Origin of the sequence: Alteromonas sp. 38 (assembly GCF_902506055.1) — a bacterium.
GTDB lineage: Bacteria > Pseudomonadota > Gammaproteobacteria > Enterobacterales > Alteromonadaceae > Alteromonas > Alteromonas lipotrueae.
Map to the genome: position 1 here is coordinate 1,060,896 of NZ_LR733300.1, position 19,254 is coordinate 1,080,149.

Sequence of the window (19,254 nt, forward strand, 5' to 3'; positions counted from 1 at the left end):
AACCTATTTTAACGATTTTTTGTTAGCTGCATCTTGCGTGTACACGTCAATGCCTTCTTCGAGATCAGCGTAATACGATAATTTTCCGTCATCGATAATAACGGTAGAGGTACAGAATTCTCGAATTTGATCGAGTTCATGACTGACCATGATAACGCCGGCAGTTTCACTTTTTTCTTTAAGTGACGCCCTGGCTTTTTTTCTAAAAAGTGGGTCGCCTACGGAAGTGGCTTCGTCAATAAGATAAATATCAAAGTCAATATTCATACAACAAGCAAATACAAACTTAGCCCGCATACCTGATGAGTACGTCCGCACGGGTAAATCGAAACGGTTATCTAGTTCAGCAAAAGCTTGAACCTTCTCTTCGTATTCCGGTAACGACGCCACGTTATTGATACGACCGATGAAACGTGTGTTCTCACGGCCTGTCATTTGGGGATGCACGCCTGTTTGCAGTGCGACTGGCCAAGACATCGCTTTATTAGTAAGCACGCGCCCTTTATCGGGGTATTCGCTTTTTGCCAACATGCGAAACAGGGTGGATTTACCCGCACCGTTTTTACCTAATATGGCTACGTTGTTCTCGGTTGGAAAATCAAAGTTAAGATTTTTAAATATATATTGGGGCCCCATTTTACTCGGGTAGCTTTTTGTCACGTTCTCTAGTTTGATCATCGTGACAATACCTTTTTCCACGTAATGTGATACAGAGAAAGACTCAAGAATAAGAATACAATGGTAATTTCTACCACAAAGCTAAACGATACCCCTTTATGTCCGTAAGACTCAAAACAAGCATATCGAGCAAGCTCGTTAAAGTGGACTAGTGGATTCCAAGTGAAATACGGCCAGAGGTATTCGGGCAAATCTTGAAGGCTGAAAAATACACAGGAAATAAACATAAGGGGGCGTGTAAGCATTGATTTTATTTTGTCTACTTCAGGGACGAAAGCAAGCGCAATACCAAACACCAAACCAATTGAAACAGAGAATAACCAAAGTAGGATGTAAAGGGTGATCAACAGCAGTGGGTCATGAATCTCAAAGCCATCACCCAAAAGATAAAGTGACAACGCAAGGAGTGCAATCACTCCGGTTTTTATCGATAATTCTACAAAGCCCGCAGTCACTACAGCGGCAAGCGGTTGAACCTGCCTAAATGCATACAAAGGTTTATTGCGGCGAATAGACGTGGACACTGATTGAAGGTTGGTGGTTAGGGTTTGCAGACCAACGAGCCCAATCATCATAAATATGAATAATGGTATAGAGTGAACATCGTCGCCGCTGATCAAGCCTCTTATAAACGAAAGGGCAGCAATGAAAATAAATGGTTCTATAAAGGCCCAGCTTAGCCCAAATTTATCATTGAACTTACTTTGAAACTCACGCAGGAAAAGTGCGAAAATCACACTTCTCCAAGCGTAAACTTGTTCTTTGAACGTTACCATAATTAGTCTGTGGCTACGTTCGCAGCAATGGCGATTTGATAGACAATTTGCGTAATATCTTTTACTGCCTGAAGCACCTTGGTATCAATAGCCGGCAGCACAATGATTTGATCGCCAGGTAATAATTTAGCGCCACTGCCGTTAGCCGTTAAAATACCATTATCAATATTAGCAAACGCAACGTTGCCATTTTTGCGCACAATCAAGATACGCTCATCTTCAGCCCGTTCGGTAAAACCGCCAGCCCATGCAATATAATCTTCAGTATCTGCGTCAGGGTTAAATACAACCGATTGAGGGAGTAAAACTTCGCCACCAATATGAATAAGATCCGTAATTTCTGGGATCACAATCGTATCATTAGGTTCTAAAAGAATGTTCGCAGTGTCGCCATTTTCAGACACAACCACGCGGCCTTGGGGTTCAACTTGGCGTGCTCTGGCAATAAAGTCAGCCACAAGTTGAGCTTCCTGTGCGCGAATAGCGCCTTCACCGGTAGAACTGATAGGAGCAGTATACATACTGCGCTCTAATCGCTCTAAGCCTTGCTCGATAATTTCTTTTTGCTTTATAGCAACACTTTCTCGCAGGAGATAAATATTCTGCGTATCGGACAAGGTTGTATCAGCTTCAATATGATCAAGCACATCAAGCAAGCGTGTACCTTTATCTACCATCAATTGTGATGCACCTGAAAATGCGCCAGCTACATTAATACGATAAATTTGTGCTTCGTTATCAGCCACGTACTCTACTGTATCGCCGGCTTTTAAAGGTAAGCTTTCAAAGTCGGTTAAGCTTAAGTAACGTGCAAACTGTTTATTATCTCTTACGCCAGCGACAGAAGCATGAGAAGCAAATTCACCCGGTCGTGCAAAGTAGTTCACTACCTCGCCGGTAAGTTCCTCATCTGAAAACTCAAAGGTGAAACTATTTCTGGCACCAGTTTCCACCACGATAGTATTGCCGATAGGGCGAACTAATATGGTGTCACCATCTTTAAAAGAAATTTTTGGAAGCTTGCCGTTCCTGAAAAATGCATATAAATCAGCGGTTGCAATAACTTCGTTGTTGCGAATAACATCTATTTTACGGAAGCTACCTCGTTGAAAATCGATACCTCCCGCCCGTTTCAAGTAATACAGAACACTATCAGATGCTAAGCCCGCATATTGCCCAGGACGTAAAATTGGACCAGAAACATAGACTGCCACAGGTGTTGAAGTAAGTAGGTTGACGTATACATTTACATCGTTGGTATAAACCTGACGAATTTTACTACTGACTGTCTGGTTTACTGAACCCGCTGGCGTGTTAGCAACCCGAATTGGGCCAATATTGGGTATAAATATGTTGCCTTGGTTATCAACAGTAGAAACATCTGAATAATTGATTGCACCCCAAAGCCATATAGAAATTTTATCCCCAGGGGCAACCAGGTAGTTATCGTTTAAGCCTGTGGTTCTTTCTGACTCGAAGCCGCCAAGAAATAGGTTGGCAGCAAACGGTGGGTTAGCCATTGCTTTTTGTTGGGGGAAAACACTTTCAATAGTTGGCTCACCCGGAAGAGAAAGGCCATCTCTTGGCTGAGTGCTAAATTGCCCCATTGTACTTTGTGCGCTACCTGCGCCGGGCAGTGTACGTTGACTCTGAACGCTGAGAGGGGACACGCCAGCTGCAGTACTAGAGCTTGATGACGAGCCTGTTTGTTGGGCGCGTTGTCTTAACTGTTCTATTTGTTCCGCACTCTGCGCGTAAACTGCTTGAGAAAATAAACTGATTGAAAGTGCGACTGCGGCAGTTAAAGAAACCAAATGTAACGACTTCAACTTATTCTCCTTCTACTTCTACTTGTGCCGAAGCAACCAGTGGGCTCAAAATGGACCACGCCCCGTCGCGTTTACAAACGGTAACCTTGTCTTTGGTATATTCATTTTTGGACTGGGTGGCAGAAAGTGTAGCTTGAAAGCGAATGCAGTCGTTACCGGTTGCCGAGGTATACAATTTAGTCGCCTCGTAATCAATGCCTTCAAGCATAATTTGAATGCTCTGCCCCTGACTAAACGAAGAATTTAAATTTGGAATGCTTATTGCTACATCTTCTTCGGCAGACAAAGAGTATGCTAGCGAAGCGTGTACTAGTGGAATATCGGCGGTTGTCGATTTAGGCACGTTACTGCACGCCGCTAGTAAGCTGGTTAGCGCAACGAGTAAGCAAGCCCCTTTATGCGTATTTAACATTGACTGTCATATCCATATAGCAATTTGGCGCTAGGATACCATAAGAACAAAAAAAAACATGCTTTCGTCATGCGTTACATTGCGAATTGCATGTCGATGGATGTTTATTTGTTCAAAATGTTGCGCGCTCAAGGCGTGTTGTTTTAAATTTATACGAAATATTGGTGCTAATTAGTCATTATTATTCCTGTTACAAAAGTTTTTGCCACTAAGGGTGGTTACAACACAGAATGTTTATTATGATAAGGGGGTTTTTCCTATCCTTTTCAAATAAAAGAATGAAGCCCTCGGTAGGTCGTTAAAGGACGTTGTATTAATATGGATACCAATTTGGTTCACATGTCACACTTTGGAAGAACACCAATCAGTGAAGTACTGATGTCTGGTGGTATGAGCCGCGGTGGCACGAGGTTTTGTTTAATATGTTAGCGTACTTGCAGTTTGTTCCTCTTTTTACTGCGTTTTTTGTAGCACTTATTCTGTTAGTGGTGATGACACCGCTAGCACATCAATTTGGCTTGGTTGATCAACCAAGCGCGAGAAAACGCCATGCGGGCATCATTCCATTAACTGGCGGCGTCGCCATCTTTATGGCGGTATTGGTCGCGAGTGTTGCGACTGATGTTTGGATGAAAAACAATCCTTTATTCTTTACTGCTTCTGCCTTTGTTGTACTTCTCGGTATGCTTGATGATCGTTTCGACTTAAGCGCTAAAGGGCGTTTAATGTGTCAATTTGGTGTAGCTTCAATAATGGCGTGGAGTGCTCAAAACTATGTCACGTCTTTAGGTAATATTTTTGGTGGTGGCGATATTGCGCTCGATATTGGCGGATATTTTTTTACTGTTGTGTGCGTGGTGGGTGTTATCAATGCTTTTAATATGATTGATGGTATTGACGGACTTGCAGGGGGCATGAGCCTGGTTATTCTGCTTACTTTAGCGGGTTTTCTGATTGCTACTGGCAATGGCGCTGCCATTATGGAGCCTCTAATTATTGTAGCTGCCATCGTACCGTTTTTAGCCTTTAACTTGAGTTGGAAGGGCTTTAAAGGAAATAAAATATTTATGGGTGATGCGGGCAGTATGTTCGTGGGCCTTACGATAGTATGGTTATTAGTCGACCATACCCAAGGTGTTAGTGCTGCATTTAGACCGATTACCGCCGTGTGGTTGGTTGGATTGCCATTGATGGATATGGCAGCAATAATGTACCGCCGTGCACGCAAAGGGCAGTCTATGCTGCGCCCCGACCGCCAGCACTTACATAACATTTTCATGCGTGCTGGGTTATCAAGTCGCCAATCTCTCATCGCGATACTATGCATGGGAGCCTGTTATTGCATAATTGGGATCCTGGGTGAAATATACCTAGTGCCAGAATACACCATGTTTTGGGGTTTTATTTGTCTACTGGTCTTGTATAGTATCGTCATTCAGAACATTTGGAGCGTACTTCGCTTTATCAAAAAGCGTTAGAGTAATATTTCTAATGCGTTGATAAATTGAATGCTAAAAACAAATTTCTAACGCCGGTGTAATAAGATTAGAAAGCGCTTTTCTTTTACTTTTCCATGTATCAACGCTTTAAAATTGGTAATTCTGTTTGGACTCGAACCTTTCTATTCTTCACAACAACTATAAGAAAAAACGTGTTGAAACCTTAGTCGCTATGGCGGTTTATGGGGGGGACAAGGTCGAGTGGGTAGAACAAGCAATTGATAGCATCCTCAATCAGACCTATCGAGATTTTGTTTTTATCATTGTAATTGACGGGGAAATTACCGTTAAGATGATGAATAAACTCAAAGATAAAGCCTTTTCTGACCTTCGGGTTGTACTTGCCCAAAACGCGACTAAACCTGGTTTGGCTAGCTGCATGAACAAGGCGGCCGAATGGGGACTATCGTTGAACCCTTCTTACTTCGTGAGAATGGATGCGGATGACATCTCGATTTCTACTCGACTCGCTCGGCAAATAAGTTATTTGCGAAAGCATGCCTATATATCAGTGTTGGGGTCAGCGTTGACTGAAATAAACGAGCACGGTGAGAAAGTGGGAGCGCGGGTCATGCCTTCGTCTCACAAGCAAATTGTCAGTATTTTGCCACGACGGTGCTCACTGAATCATCCTACCGTAGTAATACGTTACACGGTGTTTGAGCAAGGTTATAGATACGACAGCAACCTAATGAACACCCAAGACTATTTTCTTTGGGTAACCCTGGCTTCTAACGGTTTCGTGTTTAGAAATCTTAAAGATCGTTTATTGAAATTCAGGCGCGTAAACAACTTTTATAAGCGCAGAGGTTTTAGTAAATCACTCAATGAATTTAGAGCAAGGTTCAATGCCATGCTTAAACTGAAAAAGCTAACGCCTTACAATGCCGCATATGCGTGCGGGGTTCTCACGCTTCGATTGATGCCTGGAAAAGTCGTTAAATTAGCGTATAAACTCGATCGTCATTTATTGGATAGGTTTGGTAAACATTGAACTGTGGAATTGTCGTTGTACTTTATCACCCTGATATTCAACATGTGCAATCACTTATCGATGGGTTCATGCACTGTGAATGGCCCATTGTATTAGTCGACAATTCTCCTGAAAAAACTGTCTTATCGCTTTCTTCTCACTGCCAGTACTTCCATTATCCTGAAAACGTAGGCATTGCCGAGGCTCAGAATGTAGGCCTCAATTATCTATTTAAAAATGGTCTTTCACATGCGGTAGTGCTAGATCAAGATAGTCTATTTACGGTAAATATGGCAGTAGACTTATTAGCTCAGTACCACGAGCTTGAGCGTTCCCATAAAATAGCGGCACTTGGCCCTTCCATACATTGTCAATTTACCGGTAAGCTTGCCGTAGGCCGAGTTCAAAAGGGACGTCAAATCGATAGCAAGGTTAGAGAAGTAAAACAAATTATTGCTTCAGGTATGATGCTATCTTCTTCAGCATTTTCTACAGTCGGAAATAAAGAAACAGGCTTATTCATAGACGGTGTGGATCATGAGTGGTGCTGGCGCGCCAATAATCTCGGTTTTTCTATATTTCAGTCTTTATCAGTATGCATGCCGCACCGTCAGGGCGATGATCGTGTAAAGGTGCTAGGCCTAACATTCAAGCAAGGCGCACCTATTCGACTTTACTATCAAATGAGGAACGTATTACTCTTAGCGCGAAGGGGATATGTACCACTTTATTGGAAGTGCCGTCATCTTCCCGCAATACCGCTACGTTATATTGTCAATCGATTCTACTTTCCAGATGGTAAAAAGCGTGGGCATTATTTACTGAAAGGGCTGGCCGACGGTATTAGTGCGAAGAAAGGAAAGATTCAAGAGCCTAGTATAAAGTAGGCTTTACGTTGTTTATGCAATGGTTTTAGTTGGAATTTTAAAAGCACTGCTTAATGAATGTAAGGTTTCACTAAAGATGTGCAGGTGATATTTTTTGGTGCATAACGCTGAATTAAAAAGGGGCGTTGATTAGCCAAATCCTTTTATTTCAAAAACATTATTTTTCAATGATGTTGCGCTGATTAGCACCAGTTATATGTGATATGAATTGAAATATGTGCTTCATGATGAAGCTTTTTATTTTTTATAATAGAAATCATTATGAAGTGAACTTTAAGTTTTATAAACGCGTAACCGTTTCGAGCCAAAATGAAGTTGTGAGTATGGAATGTGGATTGCATACTTCATTTTAGGTTGAGGATTATCAGTACAAGGACATTAAATTATGAGTCAAGTAAAGAAAGCCGTTATTCCAGTAGCGGGCCTAGGTACCCGAATGCTTCCTGCTACAAAAGCAATTCCTAAGGAAATGCTTCCAGTGGTAGATAAGCCTCTTATTCAATATGTCGTGAAGGAATGTGTCGCAGCAGGAATAAAAGAAATCATTTTGGTAACCCACGCGAGTAAGAACAGTATCGAAAACCATTTTGATACATCTTTTGAGCTTGAAGCCACATTGGAAAAGCGTGTTAAGCGTCAGATACTTGAAGAAGTACAGTCAATTTGTCCGAAAGATGTCACTATCATGCATATCCGTCAAGGTGTTGCGAACGGTCTAGGACACGCTGTATTGTGTGCTCGTCCTATAATTGGCGATGCACCTTTTGCGGTAGTATTACCTGATGTGATCATTGATGATGCGGCAAGCGATCCGAAAAAAGATAACCTTGCAGACATGGTTGCTAAGTTTAATACCACTCGTGTCAGCCAAGTAATGGTAGAACAAGTTCCACAAGAAGATGTGACCAAATTTGGTATTGCAGACCTTGATGGCGCAGCGATAGAGCCGGGGGAGTCTGCTAAAATACACAAAATGGTAGAAAAGCCGTCGCTTGATGAAGCACCGTCCGATTTAGCTGTTGTAGGTCGCTACGTACTATCTGAGAAGATTTGGGACTTGCTTGAATTCACTCCTCCTGGTGCCGGCGATGAAATTCAACTTACTGATGCTATTGATGCATTAATGAAGGTTGAACAGGTTGATGCTTACTACATGAAAGGTAAGAGCCATGACTGTGGTAGTAAACTAGGTTACATGAAAGCTAACGTAGAGTACGCGCTTAGACACCCAGGGTTAGGTCAAGAATTTAAAGAGTATATCTCTAGCCTTAATCTCTAAGATTATGGCTATTTAAAAGCGCGCTTATGGCGCGCTTTTTTGTACGTGTCTTTCAAACTGAGTAACACCGAGTGTCCTATTCAGTCTTTTACCACAACATAGCCTTGCAGTTTAGAGAGCATCTTTTCACCAATCCCTTTTACTTCGGTTATTTGGGCTACTTCTAAAAATGGCCCAACATCTTGTCGATAAGCAATAATAGCTTTTGCCTTAGAGATACCCACGCCAGGCAAAGTTTGAAGCTCTTCAATACTCGCGTCATTAAGGTCGATTTTTGTCGCGATACCAACACTTACCATTGATGATGAAGCATCATTATCAAGGGGGGCGGCCGATATGGCTGGTGTGTAAATATATAGCGCAGATAGAACCAGTAAGCTTGTTAATTGTTTTTTCATTGTCATTCCTTGTTTGGGGTGTACACCATTTGTACCGTGTTGATGTTACCCACAGGGTGAAATATGAAAAGACCAGTTTTAGGACAGTTTTGTTAAACGGCCAACAGTAAATTAGGGCGTTTTTTCTTTTTTTGTGCGGGGAGGGGGAGAGGGAAGAATGTATGCAGTAAGAGACAGATACAAAAAAGCGGGCTTGAAGCCCGCTTTATTAATGACGTATTTTTAACCTTAAAGGCGGTCAATCAACGCTTGAGTAAATTCATTAGTGCCGGCTTCACCACCAAGGTCGCGAGTAGTGCGGTCACCAGTTTCAATAACGTCTTTTAATGCGCTACGAATTTTTTCAGCTTTATCACCCATATTCAAGTATTCAAGCATTTGAGCCGCAGCAAGAATAACTGATGTTGGGTTAGCTAAGTTTTTACCTGCAATATCAGGAGCGGAGCCGTGAACAGCTTCGAAAATAGCACAGTCTTCACCGATGTTAGCGCCAGGAGCCATACCAAGACCGCCAACAAGTCCAGCACATAGGTCAGAAAGGATATCACCGAATAGGTTAGTCGTAACAATCACGTCGAACTGATGTGGGTTCATGACTAACTGCATACAGGTGTTATCAACGATCATTTCTGTAGACTCGATATCTGGGTAACGTTCACCCACTTCACGAGCCACTTTCAAAAACAAACCTGAAGTCGACTTCAAAATATTAGCTTTGTGTACTGCGGTAACCTTCTTGCGGCCTTCGCGACGCGCCAATTCGTAAGCGAAGGTAACGATTTTTTCAGCGCCGTCACGAGTAATTTTACTCATCGCTTCAGCTTCGTTACCGTCTTCTGAAACCACTTGACCAAGGCCTGAATACATACCTTGAGTATTCTCGCGCACGGTAATGATATCGATATCTTCGTAACGAGCTTTAGTGCCTTTGAAGGAGATCACAGGGCGTAAGTTTGCGTAAAGTTTGAATTGCTTACGTAAGCTAACGTTAATGGATGTGAAACCTTCGCCAACTGGTGTAGTTAGTGGGCCTTTAAGTGCCACTTTATTTTTAGCGATAAGGTCAAGTGTTGCTTGTGGCAGAAGTTCACCATGCTCTTCAAGGGCAACTAAGCCTGCATCTGCGTAGTCATAGGCAAAATCACAGCCAACTTTATCTAAAATTTTAGTGGTTGCATCAATAATGTCTGGGCCAATGCCGTCACCGCGAATGACTGTAATGTGTTGCTGAGTCATGTGGAAGGATCCTCTGATAATTCTATTGTCAAAATCGTTAGGTTTACTACATTTTAGCTTAGCGAGCGAAACGCGCCAAAGATGACCGCCTCATCTTATTATTATTTTGAAAATTAGGGGTAGTTATTTGAAGCGGCGCTAAGCGGCGTATTTTATACGATAGCGGGGCTAAGTTATAGCCATTCGTAAAGATTAATTTTACTCGTGCAAATTAAGTGGGCAAAACAGATATTCGCCTAGTCTTTCCATTACGCAGCGAATATCTTCATTTTTTAATGCTACGCTCTTTACTAAGGTATCGAAGGTATTGTCAGTGGCTGCATCTCGCGCATTCAACGGGAATAAGTACTCTCTGGCGAGGCCAAAAGACAGTTGTAAAATGGCATGTTCCTTTTGCAAAGAAGCAGCCACCTCTGCGTGCCGCCGACCTGATTGGTGAATTATCGCTCGCCATGTCGCACTCTGGTGCCAATTTTCCGCCAGTTCTCCTGAAATAGCATGCCATGAAGAAACGCCTTTAACCTTGAAGGCTTTACCTATCTGAAAGTAGTCTTTTTGGCTAACAGGTAGTTTAGTCGCCACTTTTAATCCAGGTAGCGTGAATAAGGGGGCACACAAAAAGGTGGTCACTAGGGCGGCAGATTGAGGAGTAAACTTCGTTTTTGTTATTGATGTTAACTGCGCAGCAATGCCACACGCCAGGGAGGTAAATTGTTTGCTTATGGCAAGCAGTGGATATTGATGTTGGGTTAAGCGCTCTATAAGTGCATGTTGTACCAGCATATCGCCCACTCTTTCCAAACCATAAGTTAGTATCGCTTGTTTGAGGCTCGTTACGGGGAGTTTAAGGCGATTGTCTAGGCTAGCAGTAAAAAGCAAGAACTGCTGGAAGCTGGGCACCTTTTCTACCTTTTGACATAAATTAGGTACATCCACATCCGCTTTTTGCAATTCATCAATAATCTCTAGAAGGGCTGAAGGTGGACGTTGAACAGGGAAGGTTGCGGGTAAAAAAGACTGCTCTCCTTTCACGCTTCGGGCATTCTCACATGCTTGATATTGACCAGTGAAATCTTCAAAACTAAGATAAAGGTTTTTAGGCGCCAAAAGTGTATTGCGCTTAACCCATAGTATTTTCTCATCCTCTTTTCTACTGGGTGAATGCACAAGCGCGTGATGTTTTTGTATATCAATCACAATAGCGGGGTGGGCTTTTACGTAAACGCTAGCCCCAGGCAAAGGTATTGAAATAAGTGATGCGATAGGGTGTAAGAAAGTCCGCTGCATCATGGGTATACGCTGAGCGATAAACGCCAGAAGACTTGACCTTGAGTGACTTTCAGTGCAGTAAGAAAACACACTTGCTACAAGGCATATGCGTTGAAGTGACGTTAATTTAACTTCACCAACATGCTTTATTGACTGTGAGGTGAAAAGCACTTTTTGCAACGCAATAATTTGTCGCCACAGCGTGAGGTGATGCTCGTTGATGAACGTAAGCAGCGCTTTTTTTTGACTGATTGACTCATTTTTTGATGCCTTGGCCAAATTAGAAGAAGCCAGATTAGAAGCTGCCAAATAATACGTAGCTAAGTGGGCCGCAATAATATGTTGTAAAAAATGGTCGTTATAGTTATTAAGTTTGCCATACAGTGCTAGGTTCAACATATGACGCGTAAGGGTGTCGATATCACTCGTGCATGTTTGAAGTGCTAAAGGAATGGCGGGGTGAGCTTGGACAAATGAAAGGGTAAGCTTAGCTCGATGAAGACAGGTATTAACGATATCTTGAGGCGTCGAGGAAAGTGCAGGTAGAGAAAGCAGGACGTCCGAAAGCTCAGAAGCATCATTGAGCTCCATTTGGTTAGCTTTGCTGGTAACTTGAATACGCCCCGTCGCCCCACGCAATGAGCTTCTCGTTTTCAAACAATAATGGCGTACATTCATCTTGTGTGGTTAAACCATCAGCACGAACGTGCTGGGTGCGGTAAAACATCACTTGAATAGCATTATCATTCTGTCGTTTGGCTTCGGTAATATCAGGCGAACCAAGCAAGGCCAACACCTCTTCTCGCGTGCTACCCAACTTTAATTTGGTAATTTGTACGCGGTTATACTCTTCGCGGTCTTTCCAGTCCATATTTTCAGGTTTATCGGGATAAACTGAAATCACTAGAAATACAAAAGCCGCATACAATGCGATGCCAGCAAAAATGAGTCGAATTACCTTGGAGTTCATAACCCTAACTTTTCGTTTTTCTGCGCTAAAATAAACAATTTACAACATGTGTACAGGTTACAAACTGTAATATCGCAGTTCCTTTGTTTGAATAACTACTTAAGTCTACAGTGTACCGTAAAAAGTTCATCGACGGTAAGTGTTAAACGTAAGGAAATGCGTCTAGTTATTTCTCAATTGTGTAGCAAGGCGTGTATGCAGTGCCAGGAAGCTTCATTCTTTGCTGAGAAACAAAAGATTCTAATAGTGTATCGACCCGCTCCATTAACTTGGCATCACCTGTCAGTCTAAATGGTCCGTGCTGTTTAATGTGTCTTATACCTTCAGCCTTTACGTTGCCCGCCACAATACCCGAGAATGCTTGCCTTAGCGCTATAGCTAGTGAGGCATTATCCTGATCATGATGCAATGCTAAATCTGACATAGTTTGATGTGTGGGAATAAACGGACGTTGAAAATCTTCTTCTATTTTTAGTGACCAGTTGAAGCTATAGGCATCGCCCATTGCTTCTCGGTACTTTTTAACTCTCCCGAGTCCCGTGCGCATCACACGAGCAACCTCTTCAGGATCGTCAACGATAATCTGGTATTTACTCTGTGCTTCTTTCCCTATCGTTGCACCGATGAATTCATCAATGGCCTCAAAGTACGCCTCAGATCCAGCTGGACCGGTAAGGATCACAGGGAAGGGCTGCTGGGCATTTCGTTCATTCATTAATATACCAAGCAAATAAAGCAACTCTTCGGCAGTGCCCACTCCGCCTGGAAAAATCACAATACCATGAGCTAGGCGAACAAAGGCTTCAAGGCGTTTCTCAATATCAGGCATGATGATTAGTTCATTAACAATCGCGTTGGGAGGCTCCGCTGCGATAATACTAGGCTCAGAAATGCCAATATAACGGCCTGCTTTATACCGTTGTTTAGCATGCCCAATGGTAGCCCCTTTCATGGGCCCCTTCATTGCACCTGGTCCACAGCCTGTACAAATATTCATTTCTCTAAGCCCTAGCTGGTATCCCACTTCCTTTGTATATTTATACTCAGTTTGATTAATAGAGTGACCACCCCAGCACACCACGGTATTAAGGCCGTCGTTTCCTTCAAGTGCCTTTGCATGGCGCAACATGTCAAACACCATATCGGTAATGTTTACACTATCGACTGGCGCACTTTTGTGGGTAAACGCATACTTGTTGCCCATATAAAGCAGGTCGCGAAGTACTGCAAAAATATGCTCATGCACTCCGGTAACCAAGGTGTCATCTACAAAAGCCACTTCGGGTGGGTTCACTAATTCAATTTTGACGCCACGCTCTCTACGAACCAGCTTGATATCGAAATTTTCGTAAGGCTCAAAAAGCACTTCGTAATCATCTTCATCAACACCACTATTTAGTACCGCTAAACAACAGTTTCGAAACATGCCGTAAAGTGCGCTATTTGTCGTATCTTGTAACTGAGCCACTTCAATCTGCGATAACTGACTCATCCAACCAACAGGATTTAACTGCACTTTCTTCATACTTATTCGTCTCTGTCAGTGATAACGCGATTTCGACCGCTATTTTTGGCCTGGTATAGTAAGTTATCAGCCCGTTCAAAAACGGCGTCTGGGGTGTCCCCCTTTTTGAAAAATGACGCGCCAAAAGATGCGGTTATAGTGACTTTTTCTTGTTTGAATTTGAAGGGTAAAGAGGCCAGCTTAGTTCTCATGGTTTCCAGCAGGCTGGTGACTTTTTGCTTATTCATACCGGGTAGAAGCAAAACAAATTCTTCACCGCCCCAGCGCGCCATAAAGGTGTTTTCTGTTAACTGTTGCTTTAGGTTTTTTCCTACCACTTGAAGTGTTTTATCACCGGCAGCATGACCGAATCGGTCGTTTATTGACTTAAAGTGGTCTATATCGATGACGGCCACCGCTAAATCATCGCCATTATCCTGCCAAGACTGAACCGCCTTCGACAACTTCTCATTGTACGCTTGGCGGTTAGGTAAGCGGGTTAGGGGGTCGGTTTGACTAAGCATCATTTGTTCAGCCAGCTTCTTCTTGTAGGTTATCGTTTGCTTTTGAAGCTGCTCAATTCTGCTTTGCATTGAGCCTAGTAACCCCATTAATGACTCTTGGCCCTGAGAATCTAATTGCGCTTGTTCATTTAACGTGCTGGCAATATTCTGGACACAGAATTGCGTGTGTTCTTTAAGTGATTCTAGAGACTCGCTGTGTGACACCGCTTCTTCAATACTCTCGATATGGGACTGAAGCTGCGCATTACCAACCTGTCTTTGCTCAAACTGAGTGCGGCTATTTTCCATGCTTAGCTGAACATCTCCTCCCATTTTACCTAGGGAGTTATGCAGGCTTTGAATGACCTTACCGGTTAAGCTGGCTTCTGCCATAGCGTCTTGCACTATCATTCGAAGAATAACTACGCAGCTCTTTAGTAACTGGTCTTCCGACATGCCTTCAGTTAACTTTTTCTGTATATCAACTAACTGACTATCGTCAGGTTGGCGCTGGGCATAGCTGGCGATAAGCTGATTTAGTTCCTCTAAAATAGACTTATAAAGAGGGTTTATCTTGGTGTCTTTAGCGCCATCTGCTACAGCTGCCTCGTCTTTACTATTTCCCACAGCAGGCTCGCTTGCTGCGCTACTTGCTAACGCCGCATGATGCAACTCAATAGCTTGCTGGAACAACTTGTAAATACTAAAAATATCCCCAACCGGCTGATTCAGGGTTATCAATTGCTGTGTGGCTCGTTTTTGAAGCACTTCATCTTCAAACACTACTTTTTGAAGACGCTTAGTTGCACTTTCTAACAAGGCGACGGTTTCAATACTGTATTTTTTTAATGTCAGTTCTTGGTGTTGAAGCGCGCTATTAAGCTTATTGATGCTGACCGTGGCAAGCGTAAAGTTTGGCGTGCCGGACAAATGCCCTCTCAATATTTGTAGTTCACTATCAATTTTGTCGGAAAAACCTTCATAAAAGGCAGACAAGCGAACGATAAATTGTGAAAGTAACGTATTGTGTTGCTTGTAGGTTTGAAGCTGTTTGGCGTCCATAATTTTTGTTTACTCAACCTTAGGTGAAGTCATCCTGCACATTTAGTGATTTTGTTATTAACCTGTTAGCTAAATTACTGACGAGCTTGCCTTTTATTTGCATAGGGCGTTTCAAAATTAGAGCGGAAAGGGTTTATGTCGAGCCCTCCACGTCTTGTGTAACGCGCGCATACTGTCAACTTTTCAGGTTGGCAGTGTTGCATAATGTCACAGTAAATACGCTCTACACACTGTTCATGAAATTCATTGTGCTGTCTGAAGCTAATTAAATATTTTAGTAAGCCTTCGTGATCTATGCGTCTCCCTTCATAACGAATTTGCACACTTGCCCAATCAGGCTGACTGGTAATAAGGCAATTCGATTTAAGTAAGTGGGAAACCAAAGTTTCAGCCTTTTTCTCGTCCGTTACTTTTAACAGCGATGTGTCCGGTTCGTAAGTTTCCACAGCGATATCAAGCTCATCAAGCAGTACACCTTCAAACTCTTTAAATGTTAGTGTATTGAATTGATTTGGAAGCGTTAAGCTGACCATCACGGGTTCACCCGCACATTTTGACAGGTCAGATGCCAGTGTGGCGCGAACGTCTTCAGGGCTTTCAAAAGCGGTTTGATTGAAGCTGTTTAAATACAGCTTAAATGACTTCGACTCTATGAGATTTGTAGAGGTGATAGGTACATTACATTCAAGCAAGGCTACGTTAGGCTTTCCCTTTTTGTTGAGCCAAGACAGTTCATACCCGGTCCATGTATCAATACCTGTAAAGGGCAGGGCTTCAGCATCCAACGATAACGTATCTCGGCTTAAGCTACGGGGTACGCCCTGAAGTAGGTCGGGGTTGTAATGAAATTCATATTCAACCTGCTTCCCCAATGAAAGATCGTTGGGCGCAGAAATAGAAATTTTATCGTTTACCTTCGAAGTCATATTTACCTATATATTCTAACCGTTTTAGATGTGCCGTCTTACTTGAACTTGGCACCTTATACCTATAGTGTACCTCAAAAATATTGGTGTAACCCCATAATGGCCTTAACAATTAGTAATGAATTAACCCAACTTATCGGTGCTTTCACTTCCCACTACGAGCGCAGTGGTAGTCTGTTGACTATACCTTATGATAGTCAATGGCCCTCACCTTGCTATTTAAAGCAGGGAGATGAAGGAGAATTGGTACCGTGGGAGCCCAAGTGCCAGAGCGACAGTCAGCATTCCGCGCTAAGTTTTAAGAATGTTGAAGAGGCATTGGACATTACGCTTAACGCTGATTTTTGTCAGTTCTTTACTCAATTTTTCAGTAATAATTTACCGGTAGTTGCTGAGCATGGGCTTTGTGAGTTATTGCAAGTTTGGAATGAAGAAGACTTTGAGCGGCTTCAACAAAACTTAATTGGGCACCTGTTAATGAAAACAAGACTGAAACAAGAGCCCACACTCTTTTTTGCATTAACCGATGAAGATGATTTTGTGCTAAGTGTGTTAAATAGCACTGGAGAAGTGATGTTAGAACAAGTTGGAAGGCCACCTAAAAAAGTCATTTCGCCAAACCTTCCTGCATTTATTGCCACCTTACGGCCTGAGTAATCCTTTACGAAATTCGCCTTAAACTTTGCGTATTGGTGCATTGAAAAAAACGACAATATAAGGTGTGGACAACGAGAAGGCGCTGAAGGTAAGTAACTTCATATTCTCTATTACGTGGCTATATTGGTTACTCAATAGATGCTTCTAGCTGTTTTTGTAACGCGGTCATTTGCTGCTCAAGTACCGCAACGCGTTTTGAAAGCGATGCAATTGTTTCCACTTCCTTCCCGTTAGATGCGGGGTCACTTGCGCCATTCGCAGCATTAAATTGTTTAATAGCTTCAATAGCCTCTGTTACCGATGCTTTGAAAGGCGCTTTTGCTCTAAGCAGCGCAACAGAAGGCGATGTTCCTTTTTGCACCATTTGCTGACATACAATCATTAATTTCTGCAGATTATTATTATTTTGCAGTGACATTTCATTGACCAATAAATTACAAGACGTTCAGCTTATCCACTTCAGCCTGATTTCGCTAGGGTTTTTAACCAATAATTTGTGTCAAACTGACCACTTATTAATTTAATAAACCACATTTTATAAAATTAATAACCGTTAATTTTAAATAAGTACTTTTAAATCAATTGCTTGAATAGTTGGTCTCATTCTTGATTACACTCTTGCCTATAAAAGACTATAAACGATAAAAATCAGAGGAAATCACATGAAATCAATTATTTTACCACTCGCATTAGCATCATCATTTTTACTTACCGGTTGCGTGGTATCTGTAGGTGGGGGAAGTGATAGCCATTACGGTACTGATGTAGAAGATCGAGAGTACAATAACCGCAAGCATATCTCGAACCTTGAAACAGGAATGAGCTATGAAAGCGTATTAAGAAAAATGGGTGTAGCTGATTTCAACGAGCTTTATGAAAAGCAAGACGGTACCTATCGTGTTTTGTTTTACCGTACTCAAAGAACCATGGGTGATGGTATAACAACAAAAGATGAATGTACCCCGATTGTATTTAAAGATAGCGGCCTTGTGGGCTGGGGTGATAGCGCATATCACCTAATAAATTAAGGTAACATTAATTTAACATTTCAGTGTTTTTACCGTAAAGTGACCATAAATTGGTCACTTTTTGCTTTCTGTGGCTATAAATCCGAAGATTAATGAGGGTAGCCCCATGACAAACGATACGCTAACCGAAGGCCAAGTGACGAATGCACAAGGGGCTAACGAAGCCATAGTAGATGAAGTAGTGGAGTCACTAGTACCATCTCTTAAGGCTATCAAAGCAATTTACCTTGGTGTTGATGATTTGAAAGTTGCTGCATCAATTTTATTTAATGCGTACGTAGACGACCCACTTTTTAGCGACATATTTCAAGCCGAAAAAGAAGGTTATGAGAGTCGGTTGCGCTCTGCTATCAGAGAAGAATTGAACGCTTTTTGGGTGGCAGAGCAGCCTATAGTAGGGTTGTTCGATGGCGAGCGATTACTCGCGGTTGCATGCCTCACTGCGCCAGACGCTGCTTTTGGTTCTGGCCGTTATTGGCATTGGCGTTTACGTATGCTACTTACCGCTGGTCTTTTTGGCACCAAGCAAATGTTAGAAAAAGAAGAAAAAGTGCGAGCATTGGTCCCCGCAGTTAACTTTCATATGCTAAGTTTCATTGCCGTTCACCCAGATTATCAACACCATGGACTAGGACATACACTATTAGGTGCTATTGACAGCGTAGTGGAAGAAGATGCTAAAAGTGAAGGGGTAGCAGTGTTTGTTACAGTAGCTAAACATAAGCCCTTTTTTAACGACGATAACTATGATGTGGTGGGAGAGCTAAGCCTATCTCACGTAAAAGGCGATGTAATGTTTAGGCGAAAGCCTGCATAAATTGTCATAAAAAATGCGTAAACTGGGTGAGGACTTTACGTCGTTTAATAAATAAGGTGGTATGTAAATGATAAGTGCGCAAGGAAGTTGCCTGTGCGGGGCTATTACCGTAATGGCGGAGAATATTAATCCTAAATTCACTGTTTGCCATTGTGATTCTTGCAGACAGTGGGGCGGTTCGGCGCTGTTCGCATTACAATGCGGTACGCAGGTTAAATTCGAAGACACAACCTCTACTGGTAATAACGTAAGCATTCACCGGTCGTCAGATTGGGCTTCTCGCGGTTTTTGTGGCAACTGTGGTTCCCATCTGTTTTATAGGCTCAATGAGACCGGCGAGTACAATATTCCTGTTGGTATATTTCAAGCACTAGATGGGTTAGAAATGGATATGCAGTACTTCAGCGATCAACGCCCAGACTACTATTGCTTTTCTAATAAAACAAAAAAAATGACCAAGGCTGAAATCATGGCGTATTTTGCTCAAAAGTCTTAAGTTATCAGCAGGCAAAGCAAGCAACTGTAGAAACACGGAACAGAAGCTATCCCAC

20 protein-coding genes are annotated in these 19,254 nt (G+C 42.4%); 8 read left to right on the plus strand and 12 right to left on the minus strand.

Annotated features, from left to right (window positions below; translation table 11 throughout):
* Positions 1 to 3 precede the first annotated feature (3 nt).
* The 4 genes from FLAVO9R_RS04475 to FLAVO9R_RS04490 are packed head-to-tail and all read right to left on the minus strand — an operon-like array spanning position 4 to position 3,695.
* Complete coding sequence (locus FLAVO9R_RS04475) at positions 4 to 678, minus strand: ABC transporter ATP-binding protein (RefSeq protein WP_159529164.1); 675 nt, start codon at positions 676 to 678, stop codon at positions 4 to 6.
* Positions 675 to 1,454 (minus strand): ABC transporter permease, encoded by a 780-nt coding sequence (locus FLAVO9R_RS04480; protein WP_159529166.1) that lies wholly within the window; start codon positions 1,452 to 1,454, stop codon positions 675 to 677. The genes FLAVO9R_RS04475 and FLAVO9R_RS04480 overlap by 4 nt, the downstream gene beginning before the upstream one ends.
* Before the next feature lie 2 nt (positions 1,455 to 1,456).
* Positions 1,457 to 3,268 carry a polysaccharide biosynthesis/export family protein gene (locus FLAVO9R_RS04485; RefSeq protein WP_232370718.1) on the minus strand — a complete coding sequence of 604 codons (1,812 nt, stop codon included), beginning with the start codon at positions 3,266 to 3,268 and terminating at the stop codon, positions 1,457 to 1,459.
* A gap of 16 nt (positions 3,269 to 3,284) precedes the next feature.
* Positions 3,285 to 3,695 carry a hypothetical protein gene (locus FLAVO9R_RS04490; protein WP_159529170.1) on the minus strand — a complete coding sequence of 137 codons (411 nt, stop codon included), beginning with the start codon at positions 3,693 to 3,695 and terminating at the stop codon, positions 3,285 to 3,287.
* Positions 3,696 to 4,117: 422 nt separating this feature from the next.
* Between FLAVO9R_RS04490 and wecA the strand changes: the two genes are divergently transcribed.
* The 4 genes from wecA (at position 4,118) to galU (ending at position 8,333) form a co-directional block, all read left to right on the plus strand.
* Positions 4,118 to 5,173: a UDP-N-acetylglucosamine--undecaprenyl-phosphate N-acetylglucosaminephosphotransferase gene (gene wecA, locus FLAVO9R_RS04495; RefSeq protein ID WP_159529172.1), complete on the plus strand. Its 1,056-nt coding sequence runs from the start codon at positions 4,118 to 4,120 to the stop codon at positions 5,171 to 5,173.
* A 127-nt stretch (positions 5,174 to 5,300) separates the two neighbouring features.
* Positions 5,301 to 6,188 carry a glycosyltransferase gene (locus tag FLAVO9R_RS04500; protein ID WP_159529174.1) on the plus strand — a complete coding sequence of 296 codons (888 nt, stop codon included), beginning with the start codon at positions 5,301 to 5,303 and terminating at the stop codon, positions 6,186 to 6,188.
* The gene (locus FLAVO9R_RS04505) at positions 6,185 to 7,054 is read left to right on the plus strand and encodes a glycosyltransferase family 2 protein (RefSeq protein WP_159529176.1); all 870 of its coding nucleotides are present in this window, start codon (positions 6,185 to 6,187) and stop codon (positions 7,052 to 7,054) included. Before FLAVO9R_RS04500 ends, FLAVO9R_RS04505 begins: the two co-directional genes overlap by 4 nt.
* A gap of 385 nt (positions 7,055 to 7,439) precedes the next feature.
* Positions 7,440 to 8,333, plus strand: coding sequence for a UTP--glucose-1-phosphate uridylyltransferase GalU (galU, locus tag FLAVO9R_RS04510; protein ID WP_159529178.1), 894 nt, complete (start codon positions 7,440 to 7,442; stop codon positions 8,331 to 8,333).
* 80 nt (positions 8,334 to 8,413) lie between these two features.
* Here the strand turns inward: galU and FLAVO9R_RS04515 are convergent, their stop codons facing one another.
* The 7 genes from FLAVO9R_RS04515 to queF form a co-directional block, all read right to left on the minus strand.
* Positions 8,414 to 8,731, minus strand: coding sequence for a ComEA family DNA-binding protein (locus tag FLAVO9R_RS04515; protein ID WP_159529180.1), 318 nt, complete (start codon positions 8,729 to 8,731; stop codon positions 8,414 to 8,416).
* Between the two features lie 228 nt (positions 8,732 to 8,959).
* Positions 8,960 to 9,967: an isocitrate dehydrogenase gene (locus FLAVO9R_RS04520; protein ID WP_013785212.1), complete on the minus strand. Its 1,008-nt coding sequence runs from the start codon at positions 9,965 to 9,967 to the stop codon at positions 8,960 to 8,962.
* A gap of 198 nt (positions 9,968 to 10,165) precedes the next feature.
* Positions 10,166 to 11,875: a histidine kinase gene (locus FLAVO9R_RS04525; RefSeq protein WP_159529182.1), complete on the minus strand. Its 1,710-nt coding sequence runs from the start codon at positions 11,873 to 11,875 to the stop codon at positions 10,166 to 10,168.
* On the minus strand, positions 11,832 to 12,206 hold the full coding sequence (locus tag FLAVO9R_RS04530) for a DUF3192 domain-containing protein (protein ID WP_129736873.1): 375 nt from the start codon (positions 12,204 to 12,206) through the stop codon (positions 11,832 to 11,834). Before FLAVO9R_RS04530 ends, FLAVO9R_RS04525 begins: the two co-directional genes overlap by 44 nt.
* A 166-nt stretch (positions 12,207 to 12,372) precedes the next feature.
* Positions 12,373 to 13,731 carry a nucleotide 5'-monophosphate nucleosidase PpnN gene (gene ppnN / locus FLAVO9R_RS04535; RefSeq protein ID WP_159529184.1) on the minus strand — a complete coding sequence of 453 codons (1,359 nt, stop codon included), beginning with the start codon at positions 13,729 to 13,731 and terminating at the stop codon, positions 12,373 to 12,375.
* A gap of 2 nt (positions 13,732 to 13,733) precedes the next feature.
* The gene (locus FLAVO9R_RS04540) at positions 13,734 to 15,275 is read right to left on the minus strand and encodes a GGDEF domain-containing protein (protein ID WP_159529194.1); all 1,542 of its coding nucleotides are present in this window, start codon (positions 15,273 to 15,275) and stop codon (positions 13,734 to 13,736) included.
* A gap of 74 nt (positions 15,276 to 15,349) precedes the next feature.
* Complete coding sequence (queF, locus tag FLAVO9R_RS04545; protein ID WP_159529196.1) at positions 15,350 to 16,201, minus strand: NADPH-dependent 7-cyano-7-deazaguanine reductase QueF; 852 nt, start codon at positions 16,199 to 16,201, stop codon at positions 15,350 to 15,352.
* Between the two features lie 99 nt (positions 16,202 to 16,300).
* Between queF and syd the strand changes: the two genes are divergently transcribed.
* Complete coding sequence (gene syd / locus FLAVO9R_RS04550) at positions 16,301 to 16,858, plus strand: SecY-interacting protein (RefSeq protein WP_159529198.1); 558 nt, start codon at positions 16,301 to 16,303, stop codon at positions 16,856 to 16,858.
* A 127-nt stretch (positions 16,859 to 16,985) separates the two neighbouring features.
* Here syd and FLAVO9R_RS04555 read toward each other — a convergent pair whose 3' ends face one another.
* Complete coding sequence (locus FLAVO9R_RS04555) at positions 16,986 to 17,276, minus strand: hypothetical protein (RefSeq protein ID WP_159529200.1); 291 nt, start codon at positions 17,274 to 17,276, stop codon at positions 16,986 to 16,988.
* Positions 17,277 to 17,520: 244 nt separating this feature from the next.
* Between FLAVO9R_RS04555 and FLAVO9R_RS04560 the strand changes: the two genes are divergently transcribed.
* The 3 genes from FLAVO9R_RS04560 (at position 17,521) to FLAVO9R_RS04570 (ending at position 19,199) form a co-directional block, all read left to right on the plus strand.
* Positions 17,521 to 17,886: a DUF3192 domain-containing protein gene (locus FLAVO9R_RS04560; protein WP_159529202.1), complete on the plus strand. Its 366-nt coding sequence runs from the start codon at positions 17,521 to 17,523 to the stop codon at positions 17,884 to 17,886.
* A gap of 106 nt (positions 17,887 to 17,992) precedes the next feature.
* A complete protein-coding gene (locus FLAVO9R_RS04565) occupies positions 17,993 to 18,703 on the plus strand; it encodes a GNAT family N-acetyltransferase (RefSeq protein WP_220099855.1) in 711 nt (236 codons plus the stop codon).
* A gap of 67 nt (positions 18,704 to 18,770) precedes the next feature.
* On the plus strand, positions 18,771 to 19,199 hold the full coding sequence (locus tag FLAVO9R_RS04570; RefSeq protein ID WP_159529204.1) for a GFA family protein: 429 nt from the start codon (positions 18,771 to 18,773) through the stop codon (positions 19,197 to 19,199).
* The last annotated feature ends 55 nt before the right edge of the window (positions 19,200 to 19,254 follow it).